The 22391-nt window shown below is 65.2% G+C and carries 18 protein-coding genes; 10 read left to right on the top strand and 8 right to left on the bottom strand.

Annotation, left to right across the window (positions count from 1 at the left end; genetic code table 11):
• Positions 1-12 precede the first annotated feature (12 nt).
• Entirely contained in the window at positions 13-360 is a 348-nt protein-coding gene (locus CLU90_RS14925) for a hypothetical protein (RefSeq protein ID WP_139178199.1), read from the top strand.
• Here CLU90_RS14925 and CLU90_RS14920 read toward each other — a convergent pair.
• The 5 genes from CLU90_RS14920 to CLU90_RS14900 form a co-directional block, all read right to left on the bottom strand.
• Positions 357-545, bottom strand: a complete 189-nt coding sequence (locus tag CLU90_RS14920; RefSeq protein ID WP_072455022.1) for a helix-turn-helix domain-containing protein — start codon at positions 543-545, stop codon at positions 357-359. The two genes, CLU90_RS14925 and CLU90_RS14920, sit on opposite strands and share 4 nt — an antisense overlap.
• A gap of 178 nt (positions 546-723) precedes the next feature.
• Entirely contained in the window at positions 724-3078 is a 2355-nt protein-coding gene (gene parC, locus CLU90_RS14915) for a DNA topoisomerase IV subunit A (protein WP_092711574.1), read from the bottom strand.
• Positions 3079-3126: 48 nt separating this feature from the next.
• Positions 3127-4938, bottom strand: coding sequence for a J domain-containing protein (locus tag CLU90_RS14910; RefSeq protein ID WP_139178197.1), 1812 nt, complete (start codon positions 4936-4938; stop codon positions 3127-3129).
• A 12-nt stretch (positions 4939-4950) separates the two neighbouring features.
• Positions 4951-6660: a molecular chaperone HscC gene (locus CLU90_RS14905; RefSeq protein ID WP_100428280.1), complete on the bottom strand. Its 1710-nt coding sequence runs from the start codon at positions 6658-6660 to the stop codon at positions 4951-4953.
• A complete protein-coding gene (locus CLU90_RS14900) occupies positions 6660-8657 on the bottom strand; it encodes a DNA topoisomerase IV subunit B (RefSeq protein ID WP_092711568.1) in 1998 nt (665 codons plus the stop codon). The genes CLU90_RS14905 and CLU90_RS14900 overlap by 1 nt, the downstream gene beginning before the upstream one ends.
• A gap of 462 nt (positions 8658-9119) precedes the next feature.
• Here CLU90_RS14900 and kdpF point away from each other — a divergent pair, with 462 nt between their 5' ends.
• From kdpF to CLU90_RS14865, 7 genes are all read left to right on the top strand, one after another.
• Positions 9120-9209, top strand: a complete 90-nt coding sequence (kdpF, locus tag CLU90_RS14895) for a K(+)-transporting ATPase subunit F (RefSeq protein WP_034746483.1) — start codon at positions 9120-9122, stop codon at positions 9207-9209.
• Positions 9209-11017, top strand: coding sequence for a potassium-transporting ATPase subunit KdpA (gene kdpA / locus CLU90_RS14890; protein ID WP_092711566.1), 1809 nt, complete (start codon positions 9209-9211; stop codon positions 11015-11017). Before kdpF ends, kdpA begins: the two co-directional genes overlap by 1 nt.
• A gap of 4 nt (positions 11018-11021) precedes the next feature.
• Positions 11022-13106: a potassium-transporting ATPase subunit KdpB gene (gene kdpB, locus CLU90_RS14885; RefSeq protein ID WP_092711564.1), complete on the top strand. Its 2085-nt coding sequence runs from the start codon at positions 11022-11024 to the stop codon at positions 13104-13106.
• Between the two features lie 10 nt (positions 13107-13116).
• On the top strand, positions 13117-13692 hold the full coding sequence (gene kdpC, locus CLU90_RS14880; RefSeq protein ID WP_100428279.1) for a potassium-transporting ATPase subunit KdpC: 576 nt from the start codon (positions 13117-13119) through the stop codon (positions 13690-13692).
• A gap of 76 nt (positions 13693-13768) precedes the next feature.
• On the top strand, positions 13769-16516 hold the full coding sequence (locus CLU90_RS14875; protein WP_092711560.1) for a DUF4118 domain-containing protein: 2748 nt from the start codon (positions 13769-13771) through the stop codon (positions 16514-16516).
• Positions 16513-17211, top strand: coding sequence for a two-component system response regulator KdpE (gene kdpE, locus CLU90_RS14870; protein ID WP_092711558.1), 699 nt, complete (start codon positions 16513-16515; stop codon positions 17209-17211). Before CLU90_RS14875 ends, kdpE begins: the two co-directional genes overlap by 4 nt.
• 131 nt (positions 17212-17342) lie before the next feature.
• Complete coding sequence (locus tag CLU90_RS14865; RefSeq protein WP_092711556.1) at positions 17343-18092, top strand: TorF family putative porin; 750 nt, start codon at positions 17343-17345, stop codon at positions 18090-18092.
• A gap of 84 nt (positions 18093-18176) precedes the next feature.
• Here the strand turns inward: CLU90_RS14865 and CLU90_RS14860 are convergent, their stop codons facing one another.
• The 3 genes from CLU90_RS14860 to CLU90_RS14850 are packed head-to-tail and all read right to left on the bottom strand — an operon-like array spanning position 18177 to position 20039.
• On the bottom strand, positions 18177-18728 hold the full coding sequence (locus CLU90_RS14860; RefSeq protein WP_100428278.1) for a ParA family protein: 552 nt from the start codon (positions 18726-18728) through the stop codon (positions 18177-18179).
• Positions 18706-19743, bottom strand: a complete 1038-nt coding sequence (dapA, locus tag CLU90_RS14855; protein ID WP_100428277.1) for a 4-hydroxy-tetrahydrodipicolinate synthase — start codon at positions 19741-19743, stop codon at positions 18706-18708. The genes CLU90_RS14860 and dapA overlap by 23 nt, the downstream gene beginning before the upstream one ends.
• On the bottom strand, positions 19740-20039 hold the full coding sequence (locus CLU90_RS14850) for a hypothetical protein (protein WP_232731206.1): 300 nt from the start codon (positions 20037-20039) through the stop codon (positions 19740-19742). The genes dapA and CLU90_RS14850 overlap by 4 nt, the downstream gene beginning before the upstream one ends.
• A gap of 219 nt (positions 20040-20258) precedes the next feature.
• On the opposite strand from CLU90_RS14850, the gene CLU90_RS14845 reads away from it, so the two are divergent.
• Positions 20259-21266 carry a gamma-glutamyl-gamma-aminobutyrate hydrolase family protein gene (locus tag CLU90_RS14845; protein ID WP_092711550.1) on the top strand — a complete coding sequence of 336 codons (1008 nt, stop codon included), beginning with the start codon at positions 20259-20261 and terminating at the stop codon, positions 21264-21266.
• Positions 21263-22342: an alginate lyase family protein gene (locus CLU90_RS14840; RefSeq protein ID WP_100428276.1), complete on the top strand. Its 1080-nt coding sequence runs from the start codon at positions 21263-21265 to the stop codon at positions 22340-22342. The genes CLU90_RS14845 and CLU90_RS14840 overlap by 4 nt, the downstream gene beginning before the upstream one ends.
• Positions 22343-22391: the final 49 nt, after the last annotated feature.

The raw sequence follows: 22391 nt of genomic DNA, 5'->3' as shown, positions 1-22391 counted from the left end.
GGAGGGATCGCCATGCATGGCATGACAACGGCACTGCCCAGCGGCAGCTGGACGCACTCGTTCGAGGAGGATGCGGACGGTATCGAGGTGTACCGGCCCACGGCCACGTTTGCCTTTCCTCCCAGCCGCAAGGGGCGCAAGGTGCTGGAATTCGGCGCGCCGGCCGGCTCCCAAGCGCAAGGGGCGGCGACCTTGACGTCGATGTTGCCCGGCCCCGACGACCGGCCCCGCGCCGGCCCCGTGACCCGGCTCGTGCCCCTGGGCATGGGCCGCTATGCGCTCGGTGATGGCGCCGGGGCACAGGACGTGATCGACATCGTCGAAGCGACGCCCGACGTGCTGCGCCTGTCGCGGCGTTAAGCCTGGCCGCGCAGCTTGTGCGCAAGCGCCGTGCGGTTGCCCACGTCCAGCTTCTGATAGATCGCGTGCAGCTGGTTGCGCACGGTGGCCGGCGACTTGCCCAGTTCCCTGGCGATGCTTTTGTAGGGCAGACCTTCGGCCGCCATGGCCGCCACCAGCCGCTCGGCCGGGGTCAAACGCTGCATGGCGACCTGCCTGAAACGTTGTTTGTCATCGCTGTTCTCCTGTCCGTGGACGGCATGCCGGTGGCATGCCTGCAGGGATAACGAAAACGCGGCGCGTATTTGTAAAACTATTTTTCCCGCGGTGATAGGCGAAAAAAAAGACAGGCGAACCTGTCTTTTTTGTATGGCGCGATGCCGGTCAGCCGATGGCCGCCATCGACACCGGTTTCAGCTTGGCCGCCAGCGCCTTGCCCTTCTTGGCGCGCTTGCCGAAGTGGTCGGCCAGGGCCGTGGCGCCCAGCGACGCATCCTGCGGTTTCGACGCCCGGCCGATGCCCGAGACGACCACGCCGCGCTGGGTGATCGGCTGCACGGCCAGCAGCTTGTCCTTGGCGTCGAGATCGATCAGCTTGACGCCGGTGCCGCCCTTGGACAGGGTTTTCATTTCATCGAGGCCGAACACCAGCAGGCGCGCGCCTTCCGTCAGGCAGGCAAGGGCGCTGGCCGCCTCGGGGATGACCTTCGGTTCGAGCGGCAGGTCGCCGTCGTCCAGGGTGATGAAGGCCTTGCCCCCTTTCAGGCGGCTGACCATGTCGCCCGCCTTGGCGATGAAGCCGTAGCCGGCGCTCGACGCCAGCAGCAAATTGGTGGCGCCATTGCCCGCAAAGTAGTGCAAGATGCGCACGGCGTTGCCCGGGGTGCCGCCGCTCAGGTCGCACAAGGTCGTGATCGGCACGCCGTCGCCGCGCGCGTTGGGCAGCGCCGAGACGGGAACCGAGTAAATCTTGCCGTTGTTGCCAAAGCCCAGCAGGGTGTCGACCGTGCGGCACTCGAAGGCGCCATGCAGGCTGTCGCCCGCCTTGAACGTGAATTGCGCCGCATCGTGGCCGATGCCGGTACGCGCGCGCACCCAGCCTTTTTCCGAAATGATGACGGTGACGGGTTCGTCGACGACCTTCTGCTCGGCCACGGCCTTTTGCGCTTCCTCGATCAGGGTGCGGCGCGCGTCGCCGAATTGCTTGGCATCCGCTTCGATTTCGCGGATGATGGCGCGCTTCATCGAACCCGGGTTGTCGAGCAGGTCCTGCAGCGATTTTTCTTCCTTGCGCAGCTCGGCCAATTCCTGCTGGATCTTGATCGTTTCCAGGCGCGCCAGCTGGCGCAGACGGATTTCCAGGATGTCGTCGGCCTGGCGTTCGGACAGATTGAACGCGTCGATCAGGGCCGCCTTCGGTTCATCCGAATTGCGGATGATCTGGATCACCTTGTCGATATTGAGCAGGATCGCTTCGCGCCCTTCCAGGATATGGATGCGGTCCTTGACCTTGCCCAGTTTGTAGCCGGTGCGGCGGGTGACGGTCTCGAAGCGGAAGTCGATCCACTCGCGCAGGATGTCGCCCAGGCCCTTCTGGCGCGGACGGCCGTCGCCGCCTATCATCACCAGGTTGATCGAGGTCGACGATTCGAGCGAGGTGTGCGCCAGCAGCATCAGCATGAATTCCGTCTGGTCCTGGTTCTTCGACTTCGGCTCGAACACGAGGCGTACGGGCGCGGCGCGGCCCGATTCGTCGCGGATGGTGTCGAGCGAATTGAGGATCAGCGCCTTCAGGGCCACCTGTTCCGGCGACAGGGCCTTCTTGCCCAGCTTGATCTTCGGATTCGTCAGTTCCTCGATTTCTTCCAGCACTTTTTGCGATGAGGTGCCCGGCGGCAGTTCCGTCACGACGGCTTGCCACTGGCCGCGCGCCAGTTCCTCGATCTTCCAGCGCGCGCGCACCTTCATGCTGCCACGGCCGCTCGCGTACATGTCCTGGATTTGCGATGGCGGCGTGATGATCTGGCCGCCGCCGGGGAAGTCGGGGCCGGGCATGATGGCCATCAGCTCGGCGTGCGTGATCTTCGGATCGCGGATCATGGCGACGGCTGCTTTCGCCACTTCCGTCAGGTTGTGCGACGGGATTTCCGTCGCCAGGCCCACGGCGATGCCGGAGGCGCCGTTCAGCAGCACCATCGGCAGGCGCGCCGGCAGCAGCTTCGGTTCTTCCGTCGAACCGTCGTAGTTGGGCTGGAAATCCACCGTGCCCATGCCGATTTCATCCATCAGCAGCTTGGCGATCGGCGTCAGACGCGCTTCCGTGTAACGCATGGCCGCGGCGCCGTCGCCGTCGCGCGAGCCGAAGTTGCCCTGGCCATCGATCAGTGGGTAGCGCAGCGAGAAATCCTGCGCCATGCGCACGAGCGCGTCGTACACGGACTGGTCGCCGTGCGGATGCAATTTACCGAGCACGTCGCCGACGACGGCCGCCGATTTGCGGGGCTTCGCGGTGGAATTCAGACCCAGCTCGTTCATCGCATACAGGATGCGGCGCTGCACGGGCTTCTGGCCATCGCAGACGTCGGGCAGGGCGCGGCCCTTGACGACGGAGATGGCGTAATCGAGATAGGCGCGCTCGGCAAAGGTGGACAGGGTCAGCGCTTCGCCGTCGAATACCGGTTCATCCGGCTCGATTGGCTCAGGCTGGGCATCGTCAAATAAATTGGTTTGTGTGGACATGGCGCTTGTTTCGGTGTTGAGTGGTTGCGGTTGAATTCGTGGGGCCGATTATGACAGCCTGGATTTGGAAAAGGACTTGCCGTACGTCAGATACATGTAGCGCAAGGTCAGATACAGCACGGCCAGGGTCAGTTCGACGCTGTGATGCATCATCGGCATGGCGCGGATGGCAGGGGCGTGGCCGGCCAGTACAAAGCTGGCGAGGGACGGCACCAGCACGACCGGCCAGATCGTCTTCCATTTGAAATCGGTGGGGGAAAACAGCAAGCCGGCGCACGACCAGGCATACAGCGCGGCGCCCACGAGGGCGGCCGGCAACTGCTGCACATACAACAAGGACAGCAAGCCCGCACAGCCGATCAGCCATGCGGCGCGCAAGCGGGGCAAGAGCGCCTCGGGGAAGCCGCAATCGCCATACAGGCCGGTGGCGCTGCGCAAGGCCAGCGCCGCCAGGCAAAATATCAATGGCATGGCATCGCCGATGGCCAGCGCGGAAGGGCCTTTGCCGCTCATGAACATGGCCGCGAACAGCGACAGGCCCAGACACAGGAGCAGCAGCATGCCATGCAGCAGCTGGCGGTTCATCGCATACGCGAGCAGGGCGGATGCGCACAAGCCGGCGGCGGTAACGAGGCGCATGGTGTCGTTGCGCTCGGGCAGGAACAGCAGCAGTGCCAGCACGAGGTAGGGCGCGATCCAGCCCAGTTGCCGCAAGCCGGGCCGCTGCCACAGCACGGGCAGGCGGTCCTGCAGCGCCTCGTGCAGCGTGTCGAATCGGGTGAACAGGGATGCCGGCCAGCGCAAGGCATGCATGGCCAGCAGGGAAAAGGCGAGCGCCTGGAAGCCCAGCAGGCTGGTATAGGCCGCCGTGTCGCCGAGCTTGAAGCCGGCCGCATCGAGCACGCCCGCGAGCATGAAGTGCAGCACGAAACCGAGGCCGCCCGAGGCCAGCGCCGTCTGCTTGAAGTAGCGTTTGGCATGGACGGCCTGTTCCCACCGCTCGAACAGGTCCGTATCGAGCTTGTACGCCAGCATCTCGCCGTGCTGCCAGCGTATCGCGTGCAGCAGCTCGCGCAGCTGCAGCGTGAATTTTTGGTCGAACAGCTGGCGCGCGTAGGCCGACGGCGGCTGCTGCGACGTGATGCAGTCCAAGCCCGGGTAGCTGTCGCGGTTGTCGCTGAAATGGGCGAACGAGCGGTCGGCCCGGTAGCGCTGCACGGCGCTGCGCACCAGGTCTCCATGGCTGCGCGCCAGGTAGGAAAAATCACGGTCCCAGCCCAGATGCTCGAACAGGGCCTGGCGCAGCGCCAGCTCATAGCCGGCGCTGGCGCAATAGCGCAGCGCGCACAGCTCGAATTCCTCGCGCACGTCGAGGTTCAGCATGGCGTCGTCCTGCAGGATGCCGGCCAGTACCTCGCCGGCATCCGCATGCCGCGCGAGCGCCAGGCAGCCTTGCCACAGATTGGCCGCTTCCTGGACAGGATCGATGGCGACCACGCCCCATAGTTCCGGCGGTGGCGCGGGTTCCCGGGCAATGACGCCCCACAGTTCCGCAGGCGGCTCCTGCGCTTCCTGCGCGGGTTCGTCGACGATGCCCCACAGCTCGGCCGTTTCCATGGCCGGCGTTTCCACCGTTACCGTTTCGGCTTCGGCCGTTTGCGCTTCCGGAAACTCCTCGGCAAACAGGTGTGCATGGCGCAGCGCGTATTCATACGCGTCGCGCAGCTCCTGGAAGGCGGCAGGATTGTCTTCGGGACGCGTCACCTTCAGGCGTTTCGCATACGCGCGCTTGAGGGCGCGCTCGTCGCCCGTCGGCTCGGTGCCCAGGATTGCCCACAGGCTGCGCTGCCCCTTGTCCATGCCGCCGTCCATCTACAGGAAGCTCTCGCTCTCGACCTGGCGCAGCACCTCGTCGAGCGCCTGGCGGGCCTTGCGGATGGTGTTCGGGTCCTGCGTCTCCAGCGCGGCCTGGAAATTGGCCGTGTGCGCCGCCAGATACTGGCGCACGTCGCCCAGCGACTGTTCGTACAGGCGGTCGGCGCGCGTGACCAGGGTGCGGTTTTCCAGCTGCTCGCGCGGGTGGATCTTCAGGTCGGCCAGTTCCGCAAAGCGCTGCTCGATCTGTTCCGGCGTCATCACGCCCGCGTTGTCGCTGATGATCATCTTGTGGCGCTCCTGCGTGGCCAGCACCGTTACTTCCGCTTCCAGCACGCCGCTGATGTCATAGGTGAAGCGCACGTCGATGCCGATCTCGCCCGCCTTTTTCGCGGGGATCGGGAAGCTGATCTTGCCAAGGAAAACGTTGTCGGCCACCAGGCGCGACTCGCCCTGGAAGATCGCCACGTTGATTTCCTTCTGGTTGTCGTGGATGGTGGTGATGTTTTCCGTGCGCGAGACGGGCACCACGGAATTGCGCTCGATGATGGGCAGGTAATGGCCGCCTTCATACTGGTTCGGGCCGACCTGGCGTGAGATCGAAATGCCCAGCGAATACGGCGCCACATCCGTCATGACCACTTCGTCCAGGGCCGCGTCGCGCATTTTCAGGCCCGCCTGCACGGCGGCGCCCAGCGCCACGGCTTCGTCCGGATCCAAGTGGATGGCGGGGAAGCGGCCGAACATGCGCGAGACGAGTTTGCGCACCAGCGGCATGCGCGTGGCGCCGCCGGCCAGTACCACTTCATTCAATTCCGCGGCGCGGATGGTGGCGTCGCGCAGCGCCCGTTCCACGGGCAGGCGCAGGCGCGCCAGCAGCGGCTCGCACAATTGCGCCAGCTTGTCTTCGCCGATCTCCCAGCTGTATTCCCTGTCCTGGTAGCGCGTGGCCATGCGCACGGACGGCTGCTCCGACAGCAGTCGCTTGACGCGCTCGGCCTCGTCACGCAGCAGCTGCTGCTGGCGCGGGTCGAGCAGGCGGCTGCCGACGGCGTCGCGCAGGCCGCTGCCTTCCATGAAAGCGTCGACCAGCACGGTGACGAAGTCTTCGCCGCCGAGGAAATTGTCGCCGGCCGAGGCGCGCACTTCCATCACGCCTTCGAACAGTTCCAGGATCGACACGTCGAAGGTGCCGCCGCCCAGGTCGAAGACGAGGAATTTGCTTTCCTGTTCCTTGTCGCGGATGCCGTAGGCCAGCGCGGCGGCCGTCGGCTCGTTCAGCAACCGCTCCACGCGCAAGCCCGCCAACTGGCCGGCGATGCGCGTGGCCTTGCGCTGCGCATCGCTGAAATACGCAGGCACGGTGATGATGGCTTCCTCGACCTTGTGACCCAAAAAGGCTTCGGCATCTTCCTTCAGCGCGCGCAGCACCATCGACGACAGTTCTTCCGGGCGGAATTGCTGCGTGCCGAGGGCGATCTTCTTTTCACTGCCCATGTAGCGCTTGAAGACGGCCGCCGTCAGCTGCGGGTGCGTCTGCAGGCGTTCGCGCGCGGGGCGGCCCACCAGCACGGTGCCGTCGTCATCGATGCTCACGCACGATGGCGTCAGGTGCTCGCCGAGCGCATTCGGGATGATGGCAGCCTTGCCGTCGCGCCAGATGGCGACCAGGCTGTTGGTGGTGCCCAGGTCGATGCCGATGATCATCAGATATCCGCCTCCGCCTCATTGCCGTGTTCCTCGATCCAGGCGCGGCGTCCGGCCGCCTCGCCCTTGCCCATCAACATATTGAAACGGGAAGCCGAAGCCATGTGGTCGACTTCACCCAAGGTCACGGGCAGCAAACGGCGCGTGTCCGGGTTCATCGTCGTTTCCCACAGCTGCTCCGCGTTCATCTCGCCCAGGCCCTTGAAGCGCGAGATCGACCAGGCGCCCTGTTTCACGCCTTCCTTGCGCAGCTTGTCCTCGATGGCCACCAGTTCGCCATCGTCGAGCGCATAGATTTTCTGGATCGGCTTCTTGCCGCGCGCGGGCGCGTCGACCCGGTACAAAGGCGGGCGGGCGATGCAGATGTGGCCCTTGTTGATCAGGGCAGGGAAGTGCTTGAAGAACAAGGTCAGCAGCAGTACCTGGATGTGCGAGCCGTCCACGTCCGCGTCGGACAGGATGCAGATCTTGCCGTAGCGCAGGCCGGACAGGTCGGGTGTATCGCCCACGCTGTGCGGATCGACGCCGATGGCCACGGCGATATCGTGGATTTCGTTATTGGCGAACAGGCGGTCGCGGTCCGTCTCCCACGAGTTCAAGACCTTGCCGCGCAGGGGCAGAATCGCCTGGAATTCCTTGTCGCGGCCCATCTTGGCCGAACCGCCCGCCGAGTCGCCCTCGACGAGGAACAGTTCATTGCGCGCGATGTCCGACGATTCGCAGTCGGTCAGCTTGCCGGGCAGGACGGCGACGCCCGACGATTTTTTCTTTTCCACTTTTTGCAGCGAACGCTGGCGCGACTGCGCCTGCTTGATCACGAGTTCGGCCAGCTTCTTGCCGTAGTCGACGTGCTGGTTCAGCCACAGTTCCAGCGGCGGCTTGGTGAAGGTCGAGACGAGGCGCACGGCGTCGCGCGAGTTCAGGCGCTCCTTGATCTGGCCCTGGAATTGCGGGTCCAGCACTTTCGCCGACAGCACGAAGGAGGCGCGCGCAAACACGTCTTCGGGCAGCAGCTTCACGCCCTTGGGCAGCAGCGAGTGCATTTCGACGAAGTTTTTCACGGCGCCGAACAGGCCGTCGCGCAAGCCCGATTCGTGCGTGCCGCCATTCGAGGTGGGAATGAGGTTGACGTACGATTCGCGCACGATGGCGCCTTCTTCCGTCCATGCGACCACCCAGGCCGCGCCTTCGCCTTCGGCAAAGCCTTCCGAGTCCGGGCCCGCGTACTGCGCGCCTTCGAACAGGGGAATCAGGGTTTCGCCATTCGATACCTGCGCCAGCGTTTCGGTCAGGTAGCCGCGCAAGCCTTCCGCATACTGCCAGGTCTGCGTGTCGCCCGTTTTCGCGTTGGTCAAGGTGACGGTGACGCCCGGCAGCAGCACGGCTTTCGAGCGCAGCAGGCGTTGCAGTTCCGTTTGCGAGATGTTCGGCGAATCAAAGTATTTTGCATCGGGCCAGGCCGTGACGCGCGTGCCCGACTTCTTCCCGTCGCGCGGGGCGGGACGGGAATTCAGGGGTTCGATCACGTCGCCATGCGCAAACACCATGTGGTGCAAGCCATTGCCGTCGCTTTCCTTGCGCCAGACGGTGATTTCCAGGCGCGAGGACAGCGCATTGGTGACGGATACGCCGACGCCATGCAAGCCGCCCGAGAACGCGTAGGCGCCGCCCGAACCCTTGTCGAACTTGCCGCCCGCATGCAGCCTTGTAAACACGATTTCCACGGTCGGCACGCCTTCTTCCGGGTGCAGGCCGACGGGGATGCCGCGGCCATTGTCTTCCACGGTGATGCTGCCATCCGTGTTTTGCGTGACGGCGATATGCGTGCAATGACCGCCCAGCGCCTCGTCGGAGGCATTGTCGATCACTTCCTGAATGATGTGCAGCGGATTTTCAGTGCGGGTGTACATCCCCGGGCGCTGCTTGACGGGTTCCAGTCCTTTCAGGACACGGATGGATGATTCGCTGTAGTCGGATGCTGGTTTTTTAGTGGCCATACGTGTTCAAGCTAAGTAAAGACAGTGGTTGGAACGCCTGGCCAGGGCACTGCGGGCGCAATGACAGCGGCGGCGATAACTGTATGAATATACAGTATATCCCGTCCGGCGTCACTGGGGGAGGGCAGTGCGGCAGGCCAGGCGTCCTTGTGCGGACGCTCGCGCATTCTATCTTGATCGGCGGGCAATAGCGCTACTCCAAGGCAACAACGGTGCGCCGCGCGCGTGGTTTTGCGCCAATTGTGCTGGATTTTATGCGGTAAAGCCCCCGTTTTTACATCTTGTTTACAGCCGCCTCCCCAGTCTTTACGAATTTTTTAGACCCTTTTGGCTAATCTGCTCACTATCAAAACAAACCTGAATGAGGGTGGGAATGGATCTCGTGTATCTCGGCTTGATTGCCGTGTTTTTCGTCCTGGCGGCCGGCTTTGCCGTCGCCTGCGACAAATTAGGGAGCGTCAAATGAACGCGTTTTATGTGCTGGGCGCCGTCGTCTCGGCTGGCCTGCTCGTGTACCTGCTGGTGGCGCTGCTGAAGGCGGAGGAACTGTGATGACGACGCAATCGATACTGTTATTGGTGGCTTTCCTGGCCGTGCTGCTGGCCGCCGGCTATCCGCTGGGCCTGTACATGGCCAAGGTGGCCGGCGATGCGCCCGTACGCGGCCTGGGCTGGCTGCAAAAGCTGGAAAACCTGCTGTACCGCTGGTCCGGCCTGCCCGCCGACAAGGCCATGGGCTGGAAAAGCTATGCCATCGCCCTGATCGTCTTTAACACCGTGGGCGCGGTCTTCGTCTACGGCCTGCAGCGCCTGCAGGGCTTTTTACCGTTGAATCCACAGGGCCTGGGCGCCGTCAGCCCCGATTCCTCGTTCAATACCACCGTCAGCTTCGTCGCCAATACCAACTGGCAGGGCTACGGCGGCGAACAGACCATGAGCTACCTGACCCAGATGCTGGGCATGGCGTGCCAGAACTTCTTTTCGGCGGCCACCGGCATCGCCGTGATCTTCGCGCTGGTGCGCGGCTTCGCCTCGCGCTCGGGCAAATCGATCGGCAATTTCTGGGTCGACCTGGTGCGCTCGACCCTGTATATCCTGCTGCCGCTGTCCCTGGCCCTGTCCGTCGTCTTCATGGGCGAAGGCATGATCCAGAATTTTTCCGCCTACAAGGAGGTGACCCTGCTCGACCACGTGGCGTATGAAACGCCGAAGCTGACGGCCGACGGCCAGCCCGTGCTGGACACTGCCGGCAAGCCCGTGATGGAAGCGCAAGTGGCGACGACGCAGACGATCGCCATGGGCCCCGTCGCGTCGCAGGAATCGATCAAGCTGCTGGGCACGAATGGCGGCGGCTTCTTCAACGCCAATTCCTCGCATCCGTATGAAAACCCCACCGTGCTGTCGAACTTCCTGCAGATGCTGGCCATCTTCATCATCCCCGCCGGCCTGTGTTTCACCTTCGGCAGCATGGTGGGCGACCTGCGCCAGGGGTGGGCCGTGCTGGCCGCCATGACCCTGATCTTCGTCGTCATGTCGGCCGGCGTGATGAGCGCCGAGCAGCAGGCCAATCCCGCCCTGCAAGCGCTGGGCGTGGACCAGCAGGCCAGCAGCCTGCAATCGGGCGGCAATATGGAAGGCAAGGAAACGCGCTTCGGCATCAGCTCCTCGACCCTGTTCGCGGCGGTGACGACGGCCGCATCGTGCGGCGCCGTCAACTCCATGCACGACTCCTACATGCCCTTGGGCGGCATGGTGCCGCTGCTGCTGATGCAGTTCGGCGAAGTGATTTTCGGCGGCGTGGGCACGGGCCTGTACGGCATGCTGATGTTCGCCATCCTGGCCGTTTTCATCGCCGGCCTGATGATAGGGCGCACGCCTGAATACCTGGGCAAGAAAATCCAGGCCTATGAAATGAAGATGGTGTCGCTGGCCATCCTGATTACGCCAGCCCTGGTCTTGACGGGTACGGCGATCGCCGTGATGGTCGAACCGGGCAAGATCGGCGTGGCCAACCCGGGCGCGCATGGCTTTTCCGAAATCCTGTATGCCTTCACGTCGGCCGCCAACAACAACGGCAGCGCGTTTGCGGGCCTGTCCGCCAACACGCCGTTCTACAACGTGATGCTGGCGATCGCCATGTGGTTCGGCCGTTTCGGCGTGATCGTGCCCGTGCTGGCGGTGGCCGGTTCGCTGGCGGCCAAGCAGCGCCTGTCGGCCAATGCCGGCACCATGCCCACGCACGGCCCCATGTTCATCGGCCTGCTGATCGGCGTCGTCGTGCTCGTCGGTGTATTGAATTACGTTCCCGCGCTGGCCCTGGGCCCGATCGTCGAACACCTGCAACTTTTCACCAGAGGCTAATAAAATGTCACGCACAAGCCTGACCTTGTTCGATTCCGCACTGATCGGCCCCGCCGTCGTCGATGCGTTCAAAAAACTCGACCCCCGCACGCAGTGGCGCAGCCCCGTGATGTTCGTCGTCTACGTGGGCAGCATCATCACGACCCTGCTGGCGACCCAGGCCGGGATCAGCGGTGGCCAGGGCGAAGCGCCGTTCGGCTTCATCGTCGCCGTCGCCGTGTGGCTGTGGTTTACCGTGCTGTTCGCGAACTTTGCCGAAGCGCTGGCCGAAGGCCGCAGCAAGGCGCAGGCGGCCTCGCTGCGCGCCCTCAAGCAGACGGTGATGGCAAAGAAAATGCAGACGCCAAAATACGGCACCTCCTGGCTGCCCACGCCGGCCACCGATCTGCGCAAAGGCATGACGGTGCTGGTCGAAGCCGGTGACGTGATTCCCGCCGACGGCGAAGTGACGGCGGGCGTGGCTTCCGTCGACGAAAGCGCCATCACGGGCGAATCGGCGCCCGTCATCCGCGAGTCGGGCGGCGACTTTTCCGCCGTCACGGGCGGCACCCGCGTGCTGTCGGACTGGCTGCTGGTGCGCGTCTCCGTCAATCCCGGAGAAGCCTTCATCGACCGCATGATCGCCATGGTCGAAGGCGCCAAGCGCCAGAAGACGCCGAACGAGATCGCCCTGACGATTCTGCTGGTGGCCCTGTCGATCGTCTTCCTGATCGTCACCGTGACCCTGCTGCCGTATTCGCTGTTTTCCGTGGCGGCGGCCGGCAGTGGCACGCCCGTGACGATCACGGTGCTGATCGCGTTGCTCGTATGCCTGATCCCGACCACCATCGGCGGTCTGTTGTCCGCCATCGGCGTGGCCGGCATGAGCCGCATGATGCAGGCCAATGTGATCGCCACGTCGGGCCGCGCCGTGGAAGCGGCCGGCGACGTCGACGTGTTGCTGCTCGATAAAACGGGCACCATCACCCTGGGCAACCGCCAGGCGTCGAGCTTCGTGCCGGCTCCCGGCGTGACGGAGCAGCAGCTGGCCGACGCGGCGCAGCTGGCTTCGCTGGCCGATGAAACGCCGGAAGGGCGTAGCATCGTCGTGCTGGCCAAGCAGAAGTTCAACATCCGCGAACGCGAGATGGCCAGCCTGCACGCCACCTTCGTGCCCTTCACGGCGCAAACGCGCATGAGCGGCGTCGATATCGCGGGCGAGCAGCAGGTGCGCCAGCTGCGCAAGGGCGCGGCCGATTCCATGAAAAAGTATGTGGAAGCGCTGGGCCAGCCGTATCCCGATGAAGTGGCGCGCGCCGTCGACGACATCGCGCGCCGCGGCAGCACGCCGCTGGTGGTGGTCGACGATGGCCGTGTCATGGGCGCCGTGGAACTGAAGGATATCGTCAAGGGCGGCATCAAGGAGCGCTTCGCGGAACTGCGCCGCATGGGCATCAAGACCGTCATGATCACGGGCGACAACAAGCTGACGGCGGCCGCCATTGCCGCCGAAGCGGGCGTGGACGATTTCCTCGCCGAAGCGACGCCGGAAGACAAGCTCAAACTGATACGCAGCTACCAGTCCGAAGGCCGCCTGGTGGCGATGACGGGCGACGGCACCAACGATGCGCCCGCGCTGGCCCAGGCCGACGTGGCCGTGGCCATGAACTCGGGCACGCAGGCGGCCAAGGAGGCGGGCAATATGGTCGACCTCGATTCGAATCCGACCAAGCTGCTGGAAATCGTTGAAATCGGCAAGCAGATGCTGATGACGCGCGGCTCGCTGACGACGTTCTCGATCTCGAACGACATCGCCAAGTACTTCGCCATCATCCCGGCCGCCTTCGTGGGCACTTATCCGCAATTGAAGGCGCTGGACATCATGCACCTGGCCAGCCCCGCGTCGGCCATCATGTCGGCCGTGATTTTCAATGCCCTGATCATCGTCGTGCTGATTCCGCTGGCGCTCAAGGGCGTGCAATACCGGGCCATCGGCGCGGCCAGCCTGTTGCGCCGCAACCTGCTGATCTATGGCCTGGGCGGCATCGTCCTGCCCTTCATCGGCATCAAGCTGATCGACATGCTGCTGTCCGCACTCAATTTAGTCTAAAGGAACCATCATGAGCACCATCGTACGTCCCGCCCTGGTCCTGTTTGCCGCGCTGACCGTGATCTGTGGCGTTGTCTACCCCTTCGCCGCGACCGGCATCGGACAGCTGGCTTTCAACGATGAAGTCAACGGCAGCATCGTCGAGCGTGGCGGAAAACCTGTCGGCTCGTCCCTGATCGGCCAGTCCTTCACCTCGCCCAAGTATTTCTGGGGCCGTCCATCGGCCACCGCGCCGATGGCGAACAACGGCGCCGGTTCGGGCGGCTCCAACCAGGGACCGACCAATCCGGCCCTGGTGGACGCCGTCAAGGCGCGCATCGCCGCCCTGAAGGAAGTCGACCCGGGTAACCGCAATCCGATTCCCGTCGACCTGGTGACGGCGTCGGGCAGCGGCCTGGATCCGGAAATCAGCCTGGCCGGCGCCCTGTACCAGGCGCCGCGCGTGGCCCGCGTGCGCGCCATGCCGCTGGCGCAGGTGGAAAACGCCATCGCCAAGGTGCAGAAGACCGCGTATATCGGCTTTTTCGGCGAACCGCGCGTGAATGTGCTGGAACTGAATCTGGCGCTCGATGCGGCTGCAAAGTAAGATGATACCGGGGTCAGACCCGTCGGGCCTGACCCCAGCCCTTGTTCTTGGGCTAATCGACAATTAAAAGATGCCCATGCTCCCCAACGACAGCCAACGCCCCGACCCTGATGCCCTGCTGGCGCAAGTGCAGGCGCAGGAAAAGAAAGCCGCGCGCGGCCGGCTGCGCATTTATTTTGGCGCTTCGGCCGGTGTCGGCAAGACCTATGCGATGCTGGCCGCCGCCCGTAAGCTGCTGGCCGATGGCCAGGACTTGCTGGTGGGCGTGGTGGAGACGCATGGGCGCCAGGATACGGCGGCCCAGCTGGACGGCTTGCCCGTGCTGCCCCTGAAGGCCATCGAGTACCGGGGCAAGACCCTGTACGAGTTCGACCTCGACGAAGCGTTGCGCCGCGCGCCGTCGTTGATACTGATGGATGAACTGGCCCACTCGAACGTGGCCGGTTCGCGCCATCCGAAACGCTGGCAGGATGTCGAGGAATTGCTGGCGGCCGGCATCGACGTGCTGTCGACCGTGAACGTGCAGCACCTGGAAAGCCTGAACGACGTGGTGGGCGGGATCACGGGCGTGCGCGTGGCCGAAACCCTGCCCGACACGGTATTCGACCGCGCCGACGAAGTGGTGCTGGTCGATATCCCCGCCGACGAACTGCTGCGCCGCCTGAAGCAGGGCAAGGTGTATCAACCGCTGCAGGCCGAGCGCGCGTCGCAGCATTTTTTCCGCAAGGGCAATCTGATCGCCTTGCGCGAATTGGCCTTGCGCCGCACGGCGGACCGGGTGCAGGACGACGTGCAAGCGTACCGTGTCGAAAAATCGATCAATCCCGTGTGGAAGACGGGCGCCGCGCTGCTGGCCTGCGTGGGACCGCACGCGGGGGGCGAACACGTGATCCGCAGCACGGCGCGCCTGGCCAGCCAGCTGAACGCGGAATGGCATGCGCTGTACGTGGAAACGCCGCGTTTGCAGCGCCTGCCGGCGGGCCAGCGCGAGCGTATTTTGAAAACCCTGAAACTGGCGCAGGACCTGGGCGCGCGCACTGCCATCGTGCCGTCGGCCGACATCGCCGGCGCCGTGGTCGAGTATGCGCGCAGCGCGAATATCTCGAAAGTCATCGTGGGCCGTGGCCGTGCCAACTTCAATGCGCTGGCGCGCCTGTGGCAGGCGCCGCCGGCCGCGCGCATGGCCAGCCTGGCGCCCGATATCGATCTGATCGAAGTGGGCTTGCCGCCAGCCGATGCGGCGCCCCGGCGCGCAGCCGGCGACGATGCGGAAGCGCCGCGCCGGCCATCGCGCCATTGGCGCTACATCCTGGCCGCCGGCGCCAGCCTGGCCACGGCCCTTGCCTTGCTCCCCTTGCAGCCCTATCTGGACCTGGCCAATATCGCCATGCTGTCCCTGCTGACGGTGGTGCTGGTGGCCGTGCGCCTGGGGCGCGGGCCGGCGGCGCTGGCCAGCCTGGTGGGCGTGGCCAGCTTCGATTTCATCTTCGTGCCGCCCCGTTTCTCGTTTGCCGTGGGCGATTTCCAGTATGTGATCACGTTTGGCGTGATGCTGGCCGTGGGCCTGATCACGGGCCACCTGACGGCGGGCCTGCGCTTCCAGGCGCGCGTGGCCTCGCACCGCGAAGCGCGCGCCCGCGCCCTGTATGAATTCTCGCGCGAGCTGTCCGGCGTGCTGCAGACGGAGCAGATTTTCGACATCACGAAAAGCGCCATCGAACGGGCTTTCCGCGCACGCGCCACCCTGCTGCTGCCCGATGATGAAGGCAGCTTGCAAGCTGCGAACGGCGGAGAGGCGCTCGATATCGGCATCGCCCAGTGGGCCTTCGACCATGCGCAGGCGGCGGGGACGGGCACCGATACCTTGCCGGCGTCGCCCATTTTCTACCTGCCGCTGATCGCACCGATGCGCACGCGCGGCGTGCTGGCGCTGCTGCCGCTCGAGGGCGCGCAGCGCGGACGCTGGCTGCTGGTGCCGGAACAGCGCCAGCACCTCGATACCTTTGCCGCCCTGGCGGCCATCGCGCTCGAGCGCGTGCACTACATCGACGTGGCCCAGGGCGCGCTGCTGCAGATGGAGTCCGAGCGGCTGCGCAATTCGCTGCTGGCGGCCCTGTCGCACGACTTGCGCACCCCTTTGACGTCGCTGGTGGGGCTGGCCGAATCGCTGGCTTTGTCCCGGCCTGCGCTGTCGCCCGCGCAGCTGGACATGGCGCGCTCGCTGCAGTCCGAAACCGTGCGCATGAGCGCCCTGGTGGCGAACTTGCTGGACATGGCGCGCATCGAGAGCGGCCAGGTACGCCTGAATCTGCAATGGCAGGCGCTGGAAGAAGTGGTGGGCAGCGCGCTGCGCGCCAGCGGCCCGCAATTGCAGCAGCATGCCGTGCTGACGCAGCTGGCGCCGGACTTGCCGCTGGTGCGCTACGACGCCGTGCTGGTCGAGCGCGTGCTGTGCAACCTGCTGGAAAACGCGGCCAAGTACACGCCGCCCGGCAGCACCATCACGGTCGCGGCCGGGGTGCATGGCCAGTTTTTGCAGGTAACGGTGCTGGATGACGGCCCGGGCTTGCCGCCCGGCCGCGAAGAAGCCATCTTTGAAAAATTCACGCGCGGCGAGCGCGAATCGAACAAGCCGGGTGTCGGGCTGGGGCTGGCCATTTGCCGCGCCATCGTCGAAGCCCACGGCGGCACCATCCACGCGCAGCCGCACGCGCCGGGACAGGGCGCCGCCATCGTCTTCAGCCTGCCGCTGGGCACGCCCCCGGCGCCGCCGGAGCTCGAACTCGATGACGCGAACGACTTTGAAACAGGAAAACCAATATGAACGAACCTTCCGCCACCGCCTTGCTGGTCGAGGATGAACCGCAGATCCGCCGCTTCGTGCGCGCCGCGCTGGAAGACGAGGGCTGGCAGATTTTCGAATCGGCCACCATGCAGCGGGGCTTGATCGATGCGGGCACGCGCCGGCCCGACCTGATCGTGCTGGACCTGGGGCTGCCCGATGGCGACGGCATCGATTTCATCGCCGACATCCGCAAATGGTCGGCCGTGCCCATCATCGTGCTGTCGGCGCGCGTCGACGAGCAGGACAAGATCCGTGCGCTCGACGCGGGCGCGGACGACTATCTGAGCAAGCCGTTCGGCGTGGGCGAATTGCTGGCCCGCGTGCGCGCCACCCTGCGCCGCCAGCGCCAGCCTGCCGCCAGCGACGACGGCGTGGTGCAGTTCGGCGACGTGCGCGTCGACCTGAAGGACCGGCTGGTGACGCGCAACAGGCAGCTGGTGCACATGACGCCGACGGAATTCCGTTTGCTGTCCGTGCTCGTGAAAAACGCGGGCAGGGTGGTCACCAATCCGCAGCTGCTGCGCGAAGTGTGGGGGCCGTCGAACAGTGAAAACGGCCACTACCTGCGCATCTACATGGGCCATCTGCGCCAGAAGCTGGAAGCCGATCCGGCCCAGCCGCAGTACCTGCTGACGGAAACGGCCGTCGGCTACCGGCTGTTGCTGCCGCTCTAAGACCTTTTATGCCCCCTGTTTGAAAACAGGCGCCGCGCGCACCAGGGGGACGCTTTACCCAAAATTTTGCAGCGGCGGGCCAGCTGCGCCATGTTGGCAAAGGCCCATACCACCGATGAAGAAGAAAAACCATGAACAAAATGCTACTTGCACTTGCCGTCGCCACAGCCTTGACGGGCAGCCTGGCCCACGCGGACGAGGCCAAGCCCGATAATGAAGTGAGCTTCAACGTGGCCGGCGTGTCCGACTACCGTTATCGTGGCATTTCGCAGACGCGTTTGAAGCCGGCGCTGCAGGGTGGCGTCGACTACGTCAACAATCCGACGGGCCTGTATGCGGGCGCCTGGGCCTCCACCATCAAGTGGACCAAGGACGCGGGCGGCAGCGGCGGCGTGGAAGTGGACCTGTATGCGGGCAAGCGCGGCCAGTTGGGCAGCGATGTCGGCTATGACGTGGGCGTGCTCGCCTATGTGTACGCGGACAACGGCTTGAAGCATGTCGCCGGCCTGGCCGACGCGGACACGCAGGAAGTCTACGGCCAGTTGTCGTATGGCCCCGCCTACGTCAAGTATTCGCACGCCGTCTCGAACCTGTTCGGCATCGTCAACAGCAAGAACAGCGGCTACCTGGACATCGGCGCGAATATCGACCTGACGAACGGCTGGACCGGCAACCTGCACGCAGGCCACCAGAAGGTCAAGAACAATGACGCATCAAGCTACACGGACTGGAAAGTGGGCGTCACGCGCGACTTCGGTTTTGTTTCGGGTGCACTGGCCGTGATCGGCACGAACGCGGGCAAATCCGCCTATGCCTCGCCCGTGAATGGCAAATTCATGGGCAAGACGGCGCTGCAGCTGACGGTCAGCAAGACGTTTTAATTGACAGAGGAAGAGGCGGCGCATGCGCCGCCTTTTTTGCGCCACGGGGTCAGACCCTTCGGGTCTGACCCCAGCTGTCGAGAGCTATGCTGCGCGCTGATGGTTATCGAAAACGGCGCAGTACAGCTGCCCCAGGCTGACCACGCGGGCGGCGGGAATTTGCGCCGCCAGGTCATGGGCGGGCGCCGCTTGCGTGTCCGCTGCCAGCAGCACACGCAGGCCGGGATTGACGCTGCACGCGTGCGCGATGCGGCGCGCCAGGCCTGATTGCGCGGCGGCGTCGATGACGCCGTCGAGCGGTACCACCAGCACGCGCGCGGCGATCAGGGCCGAACGGCTGCCCATGGAATCGCGGCCTTCGCTGTCGATGACGATGTCGTGGTAGCAGTGCACCAGGTGTTCCAGCTCCGGCTGCAAGCCCTTGGCGCTGATGGCGCGCGCCATCAGGCGCGGCCGCGTCAGGCTGCCGCGCATGGCGCCGTCGTGCATATTCATGGCTTGCTCCATGGCGCCCTGGCGCGGATCGGCATCGAGCAGCAAGACCTTGCGGCCGGCCAGCGCGCGCGAGGCGGCCAGCCGCCCGGCCAGGATGGATTTCTCCATCCCCCCGCGTTCATCCGTGATGGCGATGATCATCTTGGCGCACGGCTGGCATGATGTTGGCAGGGGAGACCAGCTGCAGCAGGCAGCCTTCGCGTGCTTCCTCCTTCTCGCTGGCCGTCCATGCGGGCAGTTCCATCAGGGGCTCGAGTGCCGCGGCCAGGGCGTCCTGGCCGGCGGAAGACATGGGCGTCATCGGCAGGCGCAAGGCGCCGCGCACCTTGCCCTGCATGGCCAGCGTTGCTTTGACGGGAGCGGGATTCGGTTCGGCAAACAGCAGGCGAATGACGGGCAGCATGGTCTTGAACAGGGCACCGGCGGCGCCGTGGCGGCCCTGCTTGATGAGGTGGTACAGCTGCGCATACAGGTCGGGGCGCACCTGGGCGGCGGCCGACATGGCGCCGTGGCCGCCCATGGACAGGCTGGCCAGCAGCAGCGCATCGTCGCCGCACAAGACGTCCAGGCGCGTGTCGAGCAGCAGTTCGCCCAGCTGCTGCAGCTTGCCGCCCGCTTCCTTGATGGCGACGAAGTGCGAGTCGCGCGCCAGCAGGGCGGCCGTCCGCGGTTCGATATTGACGCCCGTGCGGGCCGGCACGTTGTACAGCACGATGGACTGGTCGGTGGCGCCGGCGATGGCCTGGAAGTGGCGCACGATGCCGTCCTGCGAAGGGCGCACATAGGCGGGTGCGGAGACCAGCAGGCCGGCCAGCGGATGGTCGTTGTAGCGCTGCACCGTGGCGACGACCTTGCGCGTATCGCTGCCGCCTATGCCCATGACGACGGGGAAGCGGGGACCGACGGCTTCGAGCACGCTGTCGAGCAGCATGGTCTGTTCGGCGGCGCTCAGCATGGCCGCTTCGCCCGTGGTGCCGCACACCACGAGGCCATCGATGCCGCTGGCGGCCAGCTCGCACGCGAGCCGCTGTGCGGCGTCGAAGTCGATGCCGCCATCGTCATCAAGGAAGGGCGTGACCATCGGCACCCAGATGCCCTGGAAGTGCGCGGTGATGCGCATTGAGGACATCGCCTGGTCGCAGGCATACTGGTTCATAGCGATTTCCCCTGGCTGATGCGGCCAAATTCCGCCGCCGGCAGCAGGCGCATGACGGCGTCCATCGTCAGGCGCAGGGCAGGTTCCGTCACGCACAGCCAGACTTTCATGCGTTCGGCGTGGTCAACCGCCTCGACGCGCATGAACGACAGCATGCCGCCGCACGTTTTGACGACCAGCTGGCGCAGCTCGGCCAGGCAGGCTTTGTCGACCGTGATGTGCATGAGGAAGGTGGGCAGGCGGGGATGGCGGTGGGGCAGCGCGTGACGTGGGGACAGGCGTGAATGGGGTTCCATGGTGGCTCTGCAGCGGTGGTTGAGATACGTTCAAGATTAGCAGCGGGGGCGTAAAGATTCTCTAAAAAGCGGGGCCGCCACCGTAAACGGATCGTATGCGCCGGGCGTCCGGCTGTTGCGTGAATGCCCCGCGAGTACGCTTTTGTTACAAAATTGAATCGTGCTTTCGGAGGCGGGGGTTTATATTGAAACCGTTCTCCGCTTTCAGTCAGCCCCGCCATGTCAGACGAAAAAGATCCCCAGCAGCCCCCGTCCACCGACCCAGCGGCGCCAGAACCGGCACCGGCGCGGCCCGACAGGGTCGGCCGCCGGGCGCCCGATGACGAGCACCGTGCGCGCGACGCCGCCCCCCGCTACCTGAAGGACAACGATACGCCGCTGGCGCTGGCCTGGCGGGTGATCTCGTCGCGCTACCGCTCCATGCGCGACAAGGCCAGCCGCGATTTCATGCGGCGCACCCTGCGCATCGGTATATCGGCGCGCATTTTCCATCCGGAGCCGGGCGCCACTGGCCTGCGCAGCAAGAACCTGCAATACCTGGAAGAGTCGATCGCCCAGTGGGTCATGTCGCGCGACGTGCTGGTGTTCATGATCCCGACCGTCAATACGAGCGGCCAGCTACATCCGAGTAACATCACCTTGCGCCACTATGCGCGCCACCTCGATGGCCTGGTGCTGCAGGGCGGCGCCGACGTCTCGCCGCAGACGTATTCCGAGGCTGCCACGCGGCCTGAATGGAACGGCGACCGCGCGCGCGACCTGTACGAACTGGAGCTGCTGCACGAATTCGTCGATGCGGGCAAGCCCGTGCTGGGCATATGCCGCGGCTGTCAACTGATCAACGTGGGCTTTGGCGGCACCCTGTACCAGGACATCGCCTCCGACGTGGAAGGCGCCGCCTCGCACGTGAACGACCTGTATGACCGCCACCGCCACACCATCGTCTTCCCGAAAGGCTCGTCACTGGCGGGCATGTTCCCGAAGGCGGGCGAGGCGCTCGTCAATTCCATCCATCATCAGTCGGTCAAGGACCTGGGACGCGACGTCACCGTGGAAGCGTATTCGCAAGGGGACAATATCGTCGAAGCCATCCGCTACCAGCGGGCGCGCTTTGTCATGGGCTTGCAGTGGCATCCGGAATTCCATTCGGCGGGCGGCGTCGAGCTGCTCGATTGCACGCCCATCCTCGATAATTTCTTGCGCGCGGCGCGGGAGACGCGGTTTTGAGTGCGCACCTGATCCGCCGGCGCACGCTGCTGGCCGGCCTGCTGGCACTTCCCCTGGTTGGCTTGCGCGCGGCGCCGCGCCCGCACGACGGCCCGCTGCCGTTTGCGCTGACCTCCGCCGCGCGGGCCCGCACGCTCAAGGCGCAGGTGGCGCCGGCCATTGCCGAACAGGTGCTCAAGGCGGCGCGCAAGGATGCGGCGCGGCCCGTGCATCTGATGGCCGAAGTGCGCACGGGCGGCTTGCTGAAGGGAGAGGGCGGGCGCGAGACCAGCCAGCAGGCGCAGGAAGACTGGCGCCAGGCGCGCTTGCAGGCCCTGGCCTGGCGGCTGTCGGGCGAGATGGCGCATTTCGAGGCGGCGCGCCAGCTGCTGCTGGCCTGGACCGGCAGCTATGCACCCTCGTTCGGCCCCGTCGACGAGACGGAGCTGGCCAGCCTGCTGATGGGTTTTGACCTGGTGCAGGAACGCTTGAACGGCGTCGAGCGCGAACAGGTGCAGGCGTTTTGCCGCACCCTGGCGAACGGCTATCTGAGTGATCCCATCAAGGTGGGCGGCCCGTCCACGGCGCGCAACAACTGGCACAGCCACCGCATCAAGATCGGCACGGCCGCCGCGTACGTGACGGGCGACTCACTCCTGATCGCGCGCGCGAAAGAGCGCTTCCTGGCGCACGTGCCGCGCAATATCGGCGCCGGTGGCGTGCCCTTCGACTTCGAGCAGCGCGACGCCCTGCACTACACCACCTACAGCCTGGAGCCGCTGCTGACGACGGCCCTGATGGCGCAGGCGCATGGCGACGACTGGTATGGCGCGCCGGAAGCGCGGCGCCTGGCCGAGGCGCTGGCCTGGCTGGCGCCGTACGCGCAGGGCAAAAAGACGCACGAGGAATTCGCGAAAAGCGCCGTGCCCTTCGACCGCAAGCGCGTGGCGGCCGGCGAAAAGGGCTTTACGGGGAATTGGGAGCCGAAGGGCGCCGCCAATGTGTATTTGCTGGCGGCGCGCTTCGATCCCGCTTACCTGACCCTGGCGCTGGAACTGCGCCCGCCAGCCTGGGCGCTGGCGCTGTATGGCAGCTGATTAAAACTTCGTGCGCACGGTGAACATGACATTGCGCGGTTCGCCGTAA

Source organism: Janthinobacterium sp. 67, from assembly GCF_002797895.1.
Lineage (GTDB): Bacteria > Pseudomonadota > Gammaproteobacteria > Burkholderiales > Burkholderiaceae_D > Janthinobacterium.
The sequence above is the reverse complement of the archived record's forward strand: the minus strand, read 5'-3'. Positions and strand labels throughout refer to the sequence as shown.

Bases quoted from the DNA above. Each gene is read 5' to 3' on its own strand.
- CLU90_RS14925 (WP_139178199.1), top strand. From the start codon at position 13: ATGCATGGCATGACAACGGCACTGCCCAGCGGCAGCTGGACGCACTCG.
- CLU90_RS14920 (WP_072455022.1), bottom strand. From the start codon at position 545: ATGCAGCGTTTGACCCCGGCCGAGCGGCTGGTGGCGGCCATGGCGGCC.
- parC (WP_092711574.1), bottom strand. From the start codon at position 3,078: ATGTCCACACAAACCAATTTATTTGACGATGCCCAGCCTGAGCCAATC.
- CLU90_RS14910 (WP_139178197.1), bottom strand. From the start codon at position 4,938: ATGGACAAGGGGCAGCGCAGCCTGTGGGCAATCCTGGGCACCGAGCCG.
- CLU90_RS14905 (WP_100428280.1), bottom strand. From the start codon at position 6,660: ATGATCATCGGCATCGACCTGGGCACCACCAACAGCCTGGTCGCCATC.
- CLU90_RS14900 (WP_092711568.1), bottom strand. From the start codon at position 8,657: ATGGCCACTAAAAAACCAGCATCCGACTACAGCGAATCATCCATCCGT.
- kdpF (WP_034746483.1), top strand. From the start codon at position 9,120: ATGAACGCGTTTTATGTGCTGGGCGCCGTCGTCTCGGCTGGCCTGCTC.
- kdpA (WP_092711566.1), top strand. From the start codon at position 9,209: ATGACGACGCAATCGATACTGTTATTGGTGGCTTTCCTGGCCGTGCTG.
- kdpB (WP_092711564.1), top strand. From the start codon at position 11,022: ATGTCACGCACAAGCCTGACCTTGTTCGATTCCGCACTGATCGGCCCC.
- kdpC (WP_100428279.1), top strand. From the start codon at position 13,117: ATGAGCACCATCGTACGTCCCGCCCTGGTCCTGTTTGCCGCGCTGACC.
- CLU90_RS14875 (WP_092711560.1), top strand. From the start codon at position 13,769: ATGCTCCCCAACGACAGCCAACGCCCCGACCCTGATGCCCTGCTGGCG.
- kdpE (WP_092711558.1), top strand. From the start codon at position 16,513: ATGAACGAACCTTCCGCCACCGCCTTGCTGGTCGAGGATGAACCGCAG.
- CLU90_RS14865 (WP_092711556.1), top strand. From the start codon at position 17,343: ATGAACAAAATGCTACTTGCACTTGCCGTCGCCACAGCCTTGACGGGC.
- CLU90_RS14860 (WP_100428278.1), bottom strand. From the start codon at position 18,728: ATGATCATCGCCATCACGGATGAACGCGGGGGGATGGAGAAATCCATC.
- dapA (WP_100428277.1), bottom strand. From the start codon at position 19,743: ATGAACCAGTATGCCTGCGACCAGGCGATGTCCTCAATGCGCATCACC.
- CLU90_RS14850 (WP_232731206.1), bottom strand. From the start codon at position 20,039: ATGGAACCCCATTCACGCCTGTCCCCACGTCACGCGCTGCCCCACCGC.
- CLU90_RS14845 (WP_092711550.1), top strand. From the start codon at position 20,259: ATGTCAGACGAAAAAGATCCCCAGCAGCCCCCGTCCACCGACCCAGCG.